The sequence below is a fragment of the Serratia fonticola genome (assembly GCF_001006005.1).
In the GTDB taxonomy this organism is placed as follows: domain Bacteria; phylum Pseudomonadota; class Gammaproteobacteria; order Enterobacterales; family Enterobacteriaceae; genus Chania; species Chania fonticola.
Genome location: NZ_CP011254.1, coordinates 808,480 through 822,577, shown reverse-complemented (window position 1 = coordinate 822,577; position 14,098 = coordinate 808,480). Strand labels below are relative to the sequence as shown.

Annotated in this window: 16 protein-coding genes; 13 read left to right on the top strand and 3 right to left on the bottom strand. The window is 52.1% G+C overall.

Going from position 1 to position 14,098, the window contains the following annotated elements; translation table 11 throughout:
- Positions 1–21: 21 nt before the first annotated feature.
- A complete protein-coding gene (locus WN53_RS03560) occupies positions 22–1,623 on the bottom strand; it encodes a hypothetical protein (protein WP_037411600.1) in 1,602 nt (533 codons plus the stop codon).
- A 290-nt stretch (positions 1,624–1,913) separates the two neighbouring features.
- Between WN53_RS03560 and WN53_RS03555 the strand changes: the two genes are divergently transcribed.
- From WN53_RS03555 to WN53_RS03505, 11 genes are all read left to right on the top strand, one after another.
- Entirely contained in the window at positions 1,914–2,222 is a 309-nt protein-coding gene (locus tag WN53_RS03555) for an integrative conjugative element protein, RAQPRD family (protein ID WP_024483834.1), read from the top strand.
- Entirely contained in the window at positions 2,222–2,458 is a 237-nt protein-coding gene (locus WN53_RS03550; protein ID WP_024483833.1) for a TIGR03758 family integrating conjugative element protein, read from the top strand. The genes WN53_RS03555 and WN53_RS03550 overlap by 1 nt, the downstream gene beginning before the upstream one ends.
- 35 nt (positions 2,459–2,493) lie before the next feature.
- Positions 2,494–2,871 (top strand): TIGR03745 family integrating conjugative element membrane protein, encoded by a 378-nt coding sequence (locus WN53_RS03545; protein WP_046808012.1) that lies wholly within the window; start codon positions 2,494–2,496, stop codon positions 2,869–2,871.
- A gap of 12 nt (positions 2,872–2,883) precedes the next feature.
- Positions 2,884–3,267 carry a TIGR03750 family conjugal transfer protein gene (locus WN53_RS03540; protein WP_024483831.1) on the top strand — a complete coding sequence of 128 codons (384 nt, stop codon included), beginning with the start codon at positions 2,884–2,886 and terminating at the stop codon, positions 3,265–3,267.
- Entirely contained in the window at positions 3,260–3,913 is a 654-nt protein-coding gene (locus WN53_RS03535; protein ID WP_024483830.1) for a PFL_4703 family integrating conjugative element protein, read from the top strand. The genes WN53_RS03540 and WN53_RS03535 overlap by 8 nt, the downstream gene beginning before the upstream one ends.
- 98 nt (positions 3,914–4,011) lie before the next feature.
- Positions 4,012–4,833: a TIGR03749 family integrating conjugative element protein gene (locus WN53_RS03530; protein ID WP_235166941.1), complete on the top strand. Its 822-nt coding sequence runs from the start codon at positions 4,012–4,014 to the stop codon at positions 4,831–4,833.
- Positions 4,823–6,313 carry a TIGR03752 family integrating conjugative element protein gene (locus WN53_RS03525; RefSeq protein ID WP_024483828.1) on the top strand — a complete coding sequence of 497 codons (1,491 nt, stop codon included), beginning with the start codon at positions 4,823–4,825 and terminating at the stop codon, positions 6,311–6,313. Before WN53_RS03530 ends, WN53_RS03525 begins: the two co-directional genes overlap by 11 nt.
- A gap of 13 nt (positions 6,314–6,326) precedes the next feature.
- Positions 6,327–6,731, top strand: a complete 405-nt coding sequence (locus WN53_RS03520) for a TIGR03751 family conjugal transfer lipoprotein (RefSeq protein ID WP_024483827.1) — start codon at positions 6,327–6,329, stop codon at positions 6,729–6,731.
- A complete protein-coding gene (locus tag WN53_RS03515; RefSeq protein ID WP_024483826.1) occupies positions 6,731–9,529 on the top strand; it encodes a conjugative transfer ATPase in 2,799 nt (932 codons plus the stop codon). Before WN53_RS03520 ends, WN53_RS03515 begins: the two co-directional genes overlap by 1 nt.
- On the top strand, positions 9,526–9,924 hold the full coding sequence (locus tag WN53_RS03510) for a hypothetical protein (protein ID WP_024483825.1): 399 nt from the start codon (positions 9,526–9,528) through the stop codon (positions 9,922–9,924). Before WN53_RS03515 ends, WN53_RS03510 begins: the two co-directional genes overlap by 4 nt.
- Positions 9,925–10,109: 185 nt before the next feature.
- Complete coding sequence (locus WN53_RS03505; RefSeq protein ID WP_024483824.1) at positions 10,110–10,763, top strand: AbiV family abortive infection protein; 654 nt, start codon at positions 10,110–10,112, stop codon at positions 10,761–10,763.
- A gap of 242 nt (positions 10,764–11,005) precedes the next feature.
- Here WN53_RS03505 and WN53_RS03500 read toward each other — a convergent pair whose 3' ends face one another.
- The gene (locus WN53_RS03500) at positions 11,006–11,497 is read right to left on the bottom strand and encodes a hypothetical protein (protein ID WP_024483823.1); all 492 of its coding nucleotides are present in this window, start codon (positions 11,495–11,497) and stop codon (positions 11,006–11,008) included.
- The gene (locus WN53_RS03495) at positions 11,487–12,320 is read right to left on the bottom strand and encodes a hypothetical protein (RefSeq protein ID WP_024483822.1); all 834 of its coding nucleotides are present in this window, start codon (positions 12,318–12,320) and stop codon (positions 11,487–11,489) included. The genes WN53_RS03500 and WN53_RS03495 overlap by 11 nt, the downstream gene beginning before the upstream one ends.
- A gap of 422 nt (positions 12,321–12,742) precedes the next feature.
- On the opposite strand from WN53_RS03495, the gene WN53_RS03490 reads away from it, so the two are divergent.
- Together WN53_RS03490 and WN53_RS03485 are read left to right on the top strand one after the other, a co-directional pair.
- Positions 12,743–13,150 carry a TIGR03757 family integrating conjugative element protein gene (locus tag WN53_RS03490; RefSeq protein WP_024483821.1) on the top strand — a complete coding sequence of 136 codons (408 nt, stop codon included), beginning with the start codon at positions 12,743–12,745 and terminating at the stop codon, positions 13,148–13,150.
- The gene (locus WN53_RS03485) at positions 13,147–14,091 is read left to right on the top strand and encodes a TIGR03756 family integrating conjugative element protein (protein ID WP_024483820.1); all 945 of its coding nucleotides are present in this window, start codon (positions 13,147–13,149) and stop codon (positions 14,089–14,091) included. Before WN53_RS03490 ends, WN53_RS03485 begins: the two co-directional genes overlap by 4 nt.
- Positions 14,092–14,098 lie beyond the last annotated feature (7 nt).

Below are 14,098 nucleotides of genomic sequence, written 5' to 3'. Positions count from 1 at the left end.
TCTTTTTTAAATATGATGTTCTTAAATAGTCCAGACACCAGCATCATCAATAAAGTAGCTTCCTACACCAGCTGTTGATGAATTAATCTCGATCTGGAAATGTGTAGCCCATGCTGGCTTTGGTGATTTAAAGCTCTGCATGGTCATGTTTACCCAGTCAGTAGCCTCAGATAATTTAATTGTTCGGTAACTAATGCTATCGGAAGTTTTATGGATGACGGGTCTGCCGAGTTGGTCAAAATAGCTAACTCCTACCCATTTAAGTAATACGTTAATATTGCCAGTGATACCAGCAGATTTTACCCATAGAGTAGCACTTGGCTGTTGATAGGCTGCAACCGGTACTATACAGGATATACCATGATTAACGCCCCTAATAGTGCTGGTAACTTCCAGTACCTGTTTTCCACTTCTAGGAGTGGTATTTGTATTGTTATACAACTGAATATTCTCAGCTGTTGTACGGCTTTCTATCTTCCCATGATGACGTGAGATATACCAATCACAAACATTGGTGCTCTCATTACATCCATCGATCATTAGGTTCTGGACTTGTGACTGAATGACTGTGGTATTAGTATTACCACTGCCATTTAGGACTCCAGTGTTCCTAATGGAAAATACCCCGTCGCCACAATTTAACCTTCCAGATGCCGTTTTTATGTTATAAAAACTGGTCTTGTCGAAATAAACGCCATCACCACCGAGATTTGAATTAACCAAATAATCCTGCAACAAGCCTTCGTTTCGCAGGCAAACCATAGTCACACTATTGAGCTCTATACGACAGGTTTGTGTGGAACCACAGACATAAGGTGTATCTTTGAGTTGGTTGCTTTTATTTTCAAACTCCTGGTGGCCACCATAAAACACAATCGCTCCAGCCTTACTAACGGCTACTTGGCCGACATAATCGACACTGCAATTAATCAAATTAAAACGGCCATTGGGGTTTCCATTGTAAACTGCTATCCCACCTGATGTGGCGAGCGTGCAATCACTGAAGGTGATATTCTCTCCGTAGTTGGTGTAACCATGTGGCATTTCTGCATGGATTCCGCAACGTGCAATATTAGAATGGTGAATAGAGATGATATAGGCGTTTTGACGAAATGACATGCCAACACCAAATCTTTGACAGGTTAGTGATGCAACAGAAAAATTACCTAATGAAGCCTCTGGGCTATCAAACAAAAAAGCAGTTACTTGAGTGTTGTTGCCGGGGCCGATGACGTTGATTCCAACAGCTCGATGACCTGTAATAAAAGGGATGTTGGCTATATTCGCTTTACCTGAATGGTAAAAACGCAGAAAATAATTGCCTGTAACATCAGGAATGCCGCTGGCATCGATGCTGGTCCCTTCGGCTGAACCACATAATGTCACCCATGCTAGGTCGATATCAGTTTTCGCTGCATTCCAGGCGGAGAAATTGCGAGTCAGCCTAATCTCTGTTCTTTTCTTAATAGTGTTGATGATAAAGGATTGTGCGGCTAAGAGTTCGTCACGTGAACTTACTAAAATATATCCATCATCAAGATAGTTGTTCAGTTTAAAGCTTCTGTTGACTTGATTAATATAGTTGACATTCGAAGCGTCAATGTCTGTGGTTGATGTTGTCATGTGTCTTTCCTCGTGTAAAAAAGTGCTTTTAAACAGGGGGGGGCTGATGAAATAGAATAACTTCTGTATGGTGATATAGCACTCATCACATTTTGTGCTGGCGCTCAGTAAACATATATATTCGTTTATCCCAGTTATTCTCTCCGCCTGCGGGACACATAGATGCTGTACAGTATGTCCCATGTTGAACCCCCAAAATTTTCAACATCCCCTTTCTAGTTGTTTGCTGACCCTTTCCCCCCTTTTCGCCAAGCTCTGTCCTGCATCTATTACTCGAAAAGGAGGTATCCATGCACACAGCACCACTGCGGGCGTTGTGTCTCGCAGGCAGTCTGTTCACCGTGTTGTCCGTTCAGGCCGGTGAGAAAGACGAGTTGGCTCTGGTCATGAAGCAACTGGACCAGGTACAGGCCAGCCTGGATCGCGCCAGAGTGGTTGCGGTCCAGGACGGTCAGGCCGGACGTTTTCATTTTGACTACCTGAGGGCCACACAGGACGTCAATACGATGCGTCGGGGGATTGAGTTCTACCTCGAACCTTCCCGCGCTCAACCCACCACATCGTCAGTCTCCGGGCAATACCGCCAGGAGCGTCGGTAATGAATGAAGCACAGACCGCCGCGTTTAAAGCCGCTGCTGGCAACGTCGAGCCTGCCGTCCTGAACCTGCTGTTTATCGGTTCATTGATAGCGCTGTTGACGTTGTGGGCGGGGTGGGGATTTGTTCACGTTTATCGGGGTTATGCGGCAGGCAACATCAAAGGTGCTGCAGTTCAACGCTTCGTAGTCCGTGTCGTCATTCTACTGTTGGTCAGTCTGTATTTGTTCGCCAGTTAATCATTTATCTCTTCTTAATTTGTAAGGAAACAACCATGAATCTGCAGTCTATCTTCTCTTCCGCCCGCCGTGTTGCGCAGCGCGTTCGTCAGTCCACCGCGCTGCTGACCTTGACGGCGGTTACCTCAGCCGAGGCGGCTTTACCGACCGTTGAAGGCCCTAAAACCAGTACCGACAGTTCATTCTACGGCCAGATTTCTGGCTATGTGAATGATGGCATCGTGCTGGGCGGGTTGATCCTGGCTGCCGTGGCATTGCTTGTTGTGGCTAATGCCATTATTGCCACCTTTGCAGAGGTTCAACAGGGGAAATCCACCTGGGCCAAATTCGGGATGCTGGTCGTGGTGGGTATCGTGCTGGTTGTCGCGGTCATCTGGCTGGCAACCAAAGCGGCTACGGTTGTCGTGGGCTAAGGCAGGTACGGTATGGCGACCATCTCGTTTTTGCCTGACAGGCTCAATGCCGAGCCTATCGTGTTCAAGGGCTTTACCACGCCAGAGCTGTTTATGACGGCAGGGTTGAGCGTACTGGGCGGCCTGGTGGTCGCCATACCCGTTGCCCCGTTTATCGGTTGGCTGGCTTTTCCTACCGTCAGTTTATTGATGCCACTGTTTACGGTGTTTTTCGGTGGCAAGTTGATGTCCCGCTTCAAGCGTGGCAAGCCGGAGAACTACCTGTATCGGCGTGTTGAGCTGTGGCTGAGCCGCCAGCGGATGGGCAATCCCCACTTGATACACCGTAGCCAGATCTGGGCGTTGCGCCGTTCAACGCCGGTCATTCGCCAGTGTCAGGAGGAGTTTGATGAGTAAGTACAGAAGTGCGGTCAATGCGCGTGACCGCCATATTTCCACTCTGCGCGGAGCCTGCGGGGTGTTGATGGTTCTGCTGATGGTGGCGCTCGCGGGGTGGATGTTGTCGCCGCGCAATCTGACCGTTCATAACCCGCCCGACCTGCGCTCGGGCTCGACCCGAGCGTGGTGGGAGATTCACCCGTCCACGGTTTACAGTTTTGCCTTCTATATCTTCCAACAGTTGAACTCCTGGCCGAAGGACGGCAATACCGACTACCCGTACCGTATCAGTACGCTCTCTGCGTACCTGACGCCGACCTGTGAAGAGTGGCTCAACAAGGATGCGAAACAGCGCAAGTCTGCCGGGGAGTTGCGTGAGCGTGTCCGGGGGATCTCTGAAGTCCCTGGGCGCGGTTACAAGGACGACAGTGTCACGGTGGTGAGCCGCGATAGCTGGATTGTACGCCTGGATCTGGTGGCCGACGAGTATTACCACACCGAACCGGTGAAACGCGCCCTGGTGCGCTACCCGCTGAAGATTGTGCGCTGGGATCAGAACCCGGAAGCCAATCCCTTCGGTCTGGCACTCGATTGCTATGCCGATATTCCGCAACGCCTGGAGGCGGCTCCGGTCGCGCCGGTTGAGAAGAAAGGACTGTTCTGATGCGTATAAAACATTGTCATTATCTGCCGCTGTACCTGGCATTGTTGGGGGCTGCAGGTACGCTGGGTGTTCCTCTGCCGGTCGAGGCAGTAGAGCTGATGAAGTGGGAGCGTATCCCGCTGCAGGTGTCGCTGACCGTGGGGCAGGAGCGCATCGTGTTTGTGAACAAGAACGTCCGGGTCGGTTTTCCCCCGGAGCTGAACGGCAAACTGCGGGTGCAGAGTACCGGCGGTGCCGTGTACCTGCAAGCGAGTAGCGCCTTTGCCACCACGCGGTTGCAATTACAGGATGTGGAAAATGGTGAGCTTATCCTGCTGGATATCACCGCTCTGGAGGGCAAACAGGTGCGTGAGCCGGTGAGCTTGGTTTACCAAGGCGAAGTCTCCAGTGCTGCAGCCAGCAACAAGACCTCAGTCAGCCGCGATGAGACTGCGACGTCCAGGAGCAAGACGTCTTCGAAAGAGAGGGCTTCACGTATCACCACCCCGTTGCCGATTGCGCTGACGCGCTATGCGGCACAAAGCCTGTATGCCCCGTTACGTACCCTTGAACCGTTGCCTGGTGTTCATGCCATTTCGCACGGCCTGTCATCAAACATTACCTCACTGCTGCCCTCTGAACCGGTCACGGTACGTCCTCTGGCCGCATGGGGAGTGCAGGGGTACAACGTGGTCGCCCTGAAGCTGACCAACCAACGGTCGGGAAAAGTGGTGCTCGATCCGCGCCGCCTACAGGGTACTTTCCATTCGGCGACTTTCCAGCATCGCTGGCTGGGTGCAGCCGGTACGCCGGAAGATACCACCACGTTGTACCTGGTGATGCAGGGACGCCCGGATGCGGCATTTCTGCCGGAGCCGGTGGCCCCGATCATGAAGGGCAAGGCGCGAACCGCGTCAGGAGGGCAGGCCCATGCAAATTAAATCCAATACCTTGCTGAAAGTCCTGGTGCCGGTGGTGCTGTTTATTGCCATCACCATTGGGGTGAAATCCTGTGGTTCAGGCCCGGCACAAGAATCATCGGCAGTGAAGTCGGGCACGGTGGCCGATTTGACCGAAGAGGAGTTGCAGATCCTCGGTATTGAGGGGGATACCCCGGAAGATACCCTGCGTACCCTGGTGGCGCGTTTGAAGGTTATCCAGGACAAGCAGACCAGTCTGGAGCGGCAGAACGTCACGTTGTCAGAAGAGAATGCCACCCTCAAAGAAGGCGGGGCGAATGTCGATAAACGCATTCGTGACGCAGTTAATGTGGCAAAGCAGGAAGAGTCACAAGCCCGGCAGAAACTCCAGGCGGAACAGCAGCGCCTGGCAACGCTGATTGACAGTCTGAAGGGAGGCACGTCAGGTCCGGCACCGTCTGCCGGTGTATCTGGGCAGGGACATTCGGGGCAGGGTGACCTGCCCATTGGTCTGGGCCTGGAGGGCAGTGACGGGGCGGTGGGCACCGTGAGCGGTGGTGTGATGTGGATTGAACCACAGGACGCCGTACAGCTTGACCGTAATGGTAAACCGGTCATTGGGGCCGCTGCCGTGGGCACGGCGGCAGGCACCGGCAGTTTTCAGTTCCCGAGTTCGTTTGCCAGCCTGAATGATAATGAAATTTCCCGCCAGAAAGCCGAGCTGGATCGGGTGGCGAAAAATCAGCAAGCCATCGAGGAGGCGACCCCGGTGTATACGTTGCCGGAAAACTCAACGCTGATTGGCAGTCGCGGCATGACAGCGTTGCTGGGCCGGGTGCCGATTGATGGCAAAGTGACCGACCCGTATCCGTTTAAGGTGCTTATCGGCAAAGAGAACCTGACGGCTAATGGCATCGAGCTGCCTGACGTGGAAGGGGCGATTGTCTCCGGCACCGCCACCGGCGACTGGGTGTTGTCCTGTGTCCGGGGTGAAGTGCATTCCATTACCTTTGTGTTTTCCGATGGTACCGTGCGCACTGTCCCATCGCCTGCGAAATCCAGCGACAGCAGCAATGGTAAGACGAATGGCGGCAGTATCGGTTGGTTATCTGATGAAAGTGGGGTGCCGTGTCTGTCCGGGGAACGTAAATCCAACGCCTCAACGTACCTGCCGACCCTGTTCGCGCTGTCCGGTGCCGGTGCGGCGGCGGATGCGATGGCGAACAACCAGACCACCACCTCGGTAGATGGCACTACGGTGACCAGTACGCTGACCGGCAGCGCCGGGCAAGCGGCACTGGGTAAAGCTTTGTCTGGTGGCACCAATGAATTGGCTTCCTGGGTGAAAGCGCGTTACGGGCAGATGTTTGATGCCGTGTATGTGCCACCGGGTGCGCAAGTAGCCGTCCATATTACCCGTCAGATCCCAATTGATTTTGAGAAGCAAGGCCGCAAGGTCCGGTACGATTTTGATATCAGCCAGCAGCGTGAGCTGGATTGAGGAGGGAGAATTGATGAAACAGCACGTTTTACCGTTATTGTACCTGGCCGTGTTGCTGACTGGCTGCAGTACCACCAAAGATGAAATGCTGCCGCCGGGGAACTCGACCATGCTGGAGCTCTGGCAGAACAAGGGCTCATCAACCCGCACGGCCACCGAGGCTCGTACTATCTTGCGCCGGGGATTGACCGATGATGACCAGGCTGCGCGTCATGCCCTCGAGGAGAGTTATACCCGAACGGCAGAAAACGAGATCCAGCAGGTGTTCCCGCGTCTGCCGAACCCCGATATGGTGATCTACATCTATCCGCACATGGCGGGAAATACGCCCGCACCGGTACCGGGTTACAGCTCGGTGTTCCCGTTTTACAGCCTGGTGCAGTATGCGCTGCCGGGTGAACGCACGGAGGCGCTGTAATGTTCTCATTGTTCAGCAAGAAGAAAATCGGCAGGCAGGGTCCCGCTGTCGCTGAAGATGACGGCCAGGATAAGACGGTCTTGGCGCGTGAGCCGCAGGTAAAAGCGGGCAAACTGACGGTGGCCGAGGAAAAGGCGCTCTACCCGAACAACCCGACCTTTGTGGACTACCTGCCGTGGGCAGAATACCTGCCGCGAAGCCAGTGTGTACTGCTCGATGACGGGGTGTCGGTGGGGGCGGTGTTCGAGATTGTGCCAGTGGGCACTGAAGGCCGGACGCCGGAGCGGCTGGAGGAGATCCGCGATGTGGTGGAAGACGCCCTGCAGGACAGTTTTGAGGAGCGAGACTCGCACCCGTGGGTGGTCCAGTTCTTCTGTCAGGATGAAACCGACGTCACCGAATACCTGGACCAGTTGCGTGGCTACGTTAAACCCTGGGCGCAGGGAACGGCGTTTACTGAAGCCTACCTTACCGAGATGGAACGGCATATGCGTGGTATTGCGGTACCCAAGGGGCTGTTTATCGACAAGGCGATCACCGGCGCACCCTGGCGCGGCCAGCAACGTCGTACCCGGATGGTGGTCTACCGTTATGTCAATCCGGCCCTGCGCGAGCCTCATGCCCCCGAAGAGGCGTTAAATCAAGTCTGTGAGCGGATCTCGTCAGCGTTGGCCGGGGCGGGTGTCGTGGCAGCCCGTCAGAATGGGCAACAGATCCACGCCTGGTTACTGCGCTGGTTTAACCCCGAACCTGACTGGGTCGATAAAGAGACCTTATATCGCACGGCAGCGCACCAGGATAATGAAGCCGGAGTGTTACCAGTAGAGAATGATTTTAGTGAAACACTGCTGTTTTCGCCGCCGCGCTCTGACGTGGAGCGCGGCGTGTGGTGGTTTGATGATGTTCCCCACAAGGCCATCACCCTAGACCGGTTACGCCGGGCACCCACTGTGGGACATCTCACCGGCGAGACGCGCAAGGGTGAGAATATCAATGCGCTGATGGATTTATTGCCGGAAGGAACGGTGGTCTCGCTGACTCTGGTGGTGCAGCCCCAGGACGTGTTGGAAGAGCGATTTAATCACCTGGCGAAGAACGCCATTGGCGAGAATACCGAGTCTGAGCGGGTACGTGAAGATTCGGAGACAGCCAAGCGTTATCTGGGGGAAAAGCACAAGCTGTACCGGGGCAGCATGACCTTCTATCTGAAGGCCCCGACCGTCAAGGTGCTGAATACCCGTCAGCGTGACCTGACGGCGGTGTTGCTGAATGCCGGGCTGCAGCCGGTGAAGCCGGAGTTTGATGTCGCCCCGCTCAATGGCTACCTGCGTGCCTTGCCGATGTGTTTTAACCCGATGCACGACAAAAAGCACTGGTATACCCGGCTGACCTTTGTCCAGCACATGGCTAACCTGTTGCCGGTGTTTGGTCGGGATACCGGTACCGGGCACCCGGGCTTTACCTTCTTCAATCGCGGCGGCGCACCGCTGACCTTTGATCCGCTCAACAGTCAGGATCGCTCCAAGAATGCCCACCTGGTGCTGTTTGGTCCCACCGGTTCGGGGAAATCGGCCACATTGAACAGCCTGTTTGCCCAACTGATGGCTATCCACCGCCCCCGGCTGTTTATTGCCGAAGCCGGTAACTCGTTTGGTCTGTATGCCGATTACTGTGAGGAGCTGGATCTGACGGTGAACAAAGTCAGCATCAAGCCAGGTTGTGGCATATCTCTGGCTCCGTTTGCCGATGCGCACCGGTTGATCGAGACGCCTGCGGCGATGGTGAGCGAAGAGGAACTGAGTGAGCGTATCGAGACCGATGAGAGTGATGAGGAGGATGACGATGAGGAGCGTGACATCCTGGGTGAGCTGGAGATTGTGGCACGGCTGATGGTCACCGGCGGTGAGGCCAAGGAAGAGGCCAAACTGGAGCGGGCTGACCGGGGCATGATGCGTGAGGCTATCCTGGTGGCGGCAAAAGCGGCCTATGACGAGGGGCGGCAGATGATCACCGGCGACCTGCAGGCGGCGTTGTACCAGTTTGCTGCTGATCCGGCACGGCCTGAGGTTCGCCGCACCCGTGCGCAGAATATGGGGGAGTCGCTGGGCGTGTTTATGCAGGGGTTTCTAGGCGAGCTGTTTGATCGCCCAGGAGAGAACTGGCCGGAGGCGGATGTGACGTTGATTGACCTGGGCACGTTGGCGCGGGAAGGGTATGAGGCGGCACTGGCGGTGGCTTACACCTCGTTGGTGAACACCATCAACAACATTGCCGAGCGCGATCAGTTTCTGGACCGTGAAATCGTCTTTGCGACCGATGAGGCGCACATGATCACGACCAACCCGCTACTGGCCCCGTTCGTGGTCAAGATAGTGAAGATGTGGCGAAAACTCGGTGCCTGGCTATGGCTGGCCACGCAGAACCTAGAGGATTTCCCCAATACCTCGAAGAAAATGCTCAACATGATCGAGTGGTGGCTGTGCCTGGTGATGCCACCGGAAGAGGTGGAGGAAATCGCCCGCTTCAAGAAGCTGACGGCGGAGCAGAAAGCCATGCTGTTGTCGGCGACCAAAACCCCGCGCTGTTATACCGAAGGGGTGGTGTTGGCGAGCCGTATTGAGGCGCTGTTTCGGGCGGTACCGCCGAGCTTGTACCTGGCGCTCGGGATGACCGAGAAGGAAGAGAAGGCGGCCCGCAAGGCGATTATGCAGGCGCAGGGCGTGACGGAACTGGCGGCGGCGAAGCAGATTGCACATCAACTGGACGTGGCTCGCGGTATCGCTAAGGCGGTGGCATGATGCAGTTGAAAAATAGGGTACTGGACATTGTTGCCGGTGAGGGGAACGTCTGTGGGGTGTTGTTTGAGGCCCCGCCGCAAGGTAATCCGCGTATCAGTGAGGTTCATGCCGAGCAGTTGGCGGAGCTGTGCGACCACATCCGGGCACGTACCCCGTCAGTGCTCACTATCACCTGCTCACCGCACCGGGTGGGGCATCACAGTTGCGTGGCAGTGAAACTGGCCGGTGCCGATGACTGCGTTAATCTGCTGTTGACTATCACCGGCACGCTATGCTGGCCGACCTCGCAGGATTATGCCCAGGCTCCGCGCTGGTATATCAACCTGCCGGATGCGGTCGATGCTGTGTACCTGGTGATGCAGTTGGAAGAGCGTCTAGGTATTCAATCATCGTAGCCTTTCTCGCAAACCGGTCAAATGACCGGCTAGCTGTACTGACTCCTACTTAATCTGACACTACTTTGGAGTCAATCATATCTTGCAATCAGCTCAGTGTTAAAAATGGAAGTGTATTGGGGAAGAATCATGTACTGTGATAGCATACGCTTGTTTGCAGAACTAGCATATAAAATGGAGTATAAGTGAAGAAAGAAGAAGGTATCTCAAAGTATAAGCTTAATAAAATCGCCACTGAGTCATTGAGAAATACTATCCGCCTTCACTTTGATTCAATATTGCTCTATGAGAATGGATCTTATCCAAGTGCATTTCAGCTTTCTGTCTTGGCTCTTGAAGAATTCTCAAAGGCCAACTGGGTAGATCACTACATCTGGACATCTGAAACTAATGAAGGTTACCCAAATGCTGAATTCGAGCAGGAATGGTTAAAACTTCTGTATCTACATCCAAAGAAACAGTGGAACTTTGTAGCAAGAGAAATACATGATTACTCTCCAATTTTTATTTCTCTGGTTCAGAGCAGGAAACTAGAAGAGAAAAAACAAAATGCTATATATGTTGGTTTGTCTCGTGCCAAGGGGGGGATTGATGTGGGTAGTCGAGTTTCTACTCCGTGGGAAATTAAAAAAAAGGATGCAAGGCAGTTTATTTCGATAATCAATGATGAATTGATTAGGATATATTCAAGGATTGAAAAGGATGGTTTTTATTTTGAAGGTGTGCAAGGCATGAATGGTGTTTTTGGCTGTGAAATTTATAATAATCTTTTGAAGTGGCCTCACGAAAGTGGAATGAAAAATAATGACTGGAGAAAGAAAGATGGCCAGCAAGGCTAACTGGTGAATTAGTTTTTCGCTACGTACGATATTTATCTCAGAGTGCGGGAGTTAAGACCACTCCTCGCTCACAACAGCCCAACATCCCTTTTTGACGGCTTGGTGCCTTATGCGGGTATTAGAAATGATTTAGTGTTTTGTTAAGGCGTAAATACCCTTTATCAATACCCGAAAAACGCAACGTTTAGCAAAAAAACTAATCGTTGCGCATTACACCTAAGTGGTTTATTAAACCCTTTTTTCTATTCCGCCGAGAATCTCAATCTTTTCAAACGCATTCTTATCGTGGCTAAACTAACAGGATCTATTGATTTTACATAGCGTCCATAAGAGTCCAGTTCAGATATTAAATCTAACAACTCTTTCAAAACAGAATGTTCAATTTGAATATCTTCACGCAGTTTCATCTGTTTTCTTTTCATGCCCATAAGTGTGCTCGCAAAGGGAAATATCATCACAATGCTTGAGGTGAAAAGAATAACAAAAAAATAACGATAATACTCATACTGTGTTATGTTGAGAGAGAATGCTATTATTGCTAAGGCATTTGCATAAAAATAAAGCGCCCCATATAGCCAGTAAGTTTTTTGTTTGGTTTTACTTATTTCTATGTTTAAATATTTTACTTTATTTGATGCATCCTCCGCTAATGATAAAAGTTTGTCAAGTTCTTCCACAGTGGTCTTTTTTTCATAAGGCGATGAATAAATATCTTTATATGAATCATTGTCCATTTGAAACCTCCGCCATTATTAAAGCGAAATTTTTCATAAATTTTGCTGGCTCATCAAATGTTTCAAGAGAAGGTGTTTGTTTTTGCCCGGCCCATTCATACGGTCTTGGCTTAGGGCAAACTGGTACTACTCGGCACCTGAGATGATTGGAGCCGACTCTAGCCATAAGCCGGTTAAGTGTTTCTACAAAAGGTCCTGAACCGTCTGGGTGATAATATCCCTTGGCTTTTGCTAAATCTGAAAGGAATAAATCAGCTTTGTTAACAGCAATAATGATCCACTTTGGCCCACGCCCATTGGCACAAGCATTAGCTATTAAATCGCAAACCCTTCTGAACTCTTCTAACTCTTTCTGTAAATTATAATCACGGACCGCTTGGATTGAGTCAACTCCTGATTCAACTAATTTTTGTTCAGCAACGGATGAACGTATTGTTGTGTAACCATAATCTACAACGTGCACTACGCCTTCTAAGTTGGAGTGCTTGTGAAAAGCTTCATTCAGCGCAATCTCCCGTGCATGTATGTCTTGTCCTGGTACAACTGAAAATACTTTAGTCCACTCTCCAACTGTAATCGCTTTTTTTTCAACCATCGTCGAAGCGTTCGGTTCTTCCCATTCTTGATCTTTTACTTCGCCATGATGGCAAGTGGTTAAGACTGTCTTACCTGCGCCAGCACCTCCAGTTACAACTACATTTGTGTCACCAGTTCCGATAAAAACTAGCAACTTTTTCCACCATTTGTTAATGATCTTTTTGTTTTGGTAGATTGTAATCGGTGCTCGCACCGCTGTAGGCAAAAAATCTGTCCAGTCAGCCATAATTAATCCCATTTTCAAGCTATAAACCAAACTATTGTAATAGACTTCAATAGGTCAGTCACCTTTTACTGAGCTAATAAAATTAGCGACCCTGGCTCCTTAAGCCGCAGTAATCACTATAGATGCAGTGATGACGGCGTGAATTGCTATGGCAAATCTAGACATTTCAGGGCTGTTGCTGCTTTGAGCGGTTTTGGACAGAAAATGTGCTCGCTTCTCGCTCTTAGCAGATTTACTCACCTTTCATTATAGGGCTGGTCAGATTTTTCAGCTTCTCACCCAGAATCACTATCTTGATCAACTATCAATAACGATCTCAGTGGTTACCCTCCCAAATTTCCCCCAACGCATTTAGAGTTGTTTGCTGTTTTTGTCGCCAGCGCACGTCACCCTGCGGTTTTGTCCCACAGGAGTGAGATGTGATGAAGAAATGCAACGTTGTGTTCCTGCTGGCTATCGGGTGCGTTGCTGTGTCGGCACAGGCGGCTACCGTGGTGTACACCGACAGTCAGCATCCCCCGGCTGGATTAGGCTCCGGGCATCAAGTGATTTACCTAGATGCACCGGAGGTCGTCCAGCGCGAGGTATTCGGTGAGTTGTCGGCTGACCCGCGTCAGGCTGAGCAGCAGGCTAAAGTGGTACTGCAGTCCCCGGACTGGCAACAGAAAGTGCAACAGATAGCGCAGGCCTACCAGGGAGTTATCCAGGCCTACGGTCTTGGCTTGAAGAAGTACCCCGCAGTGGTATTTGACGACCTCTATGTCGTGTACGGCACGGCAGACATTGCCCTGGCCGAAGCGAAATTGGCCCAGTACCAGGGGGCGCAATGAAACGACTCCCCTCTCGTCATAAGTTGGCGACGGCTTTGTTGCTGTGTAGTGCGGCACAACCGTTGACGGCCAGCGCCATCAACTCGGCGCAAATCATTGCCAGTGCCCTTTCCCCAACCTGCCTGGAGTACCGGGTGGTCGGTATTTGTTACTGGCTGTTCTGTACTCCCTGGGGATGTAAGGTACGAACCTCCGTCAAGGTGAAGCACTACATCCCCAATGCCGTGGTATCCAGCTACGCCCAGACTGGGGAGAACCCCTGGTCTGAAGTCGCGATGTTGGGAACGGGCATTCCTGGGGTGGCTGAAGGCGGTGGCCATAATGAGCAGAAGCGTGTGCAGCGTAAAGACAACCTGCGTTTCAAGAACGCCGATGCGATTGGTCACCCTGCCTTGGCTGCTCCTTCATTTAACAACTTTTTGGGGGTGATGGGTTACACCTGTCCAAGTTCAGCCACGGCGTTTGTGCCGTATTTCCTCAGTACCCTGGATGCCTTGATGTGGCGTACCGGCCTCCCGGAGAGCCTGTACCCAGAGGCTCTCACGCCAGGACTGCGGGAGGTCGGCTCCAGCCTGAATATGTGGGGCAATGTGTATCCCCGCAGCGGATTTGTTACTCAGGTGGATGACTACAAGGCGGCGGCTGTTGTCGCACAACGTACGGCAGACATCATCACGCGCACCGGGCAGGTACATGTCTACAACCCGATGACGGCCAGTAAACGTGAAGGTTACTGGCCGCCGGGGTCGGTGACCGAAAACACTGGCACTAAAAACCATAAATGGCAGCGCTTGGCCCCTTCTATCTCTTCTTCCTGTGCCGTATTCCCAGACAACAGCAACCCGATAGCAGCGGATGGGGCTTACGCCTGGGCGTTGTGGCAACCCTATTCCTGTTGCCAGAAGCGTGGACAAAGATTTCTGTACAGCACTGATTTTTAACTTAAGG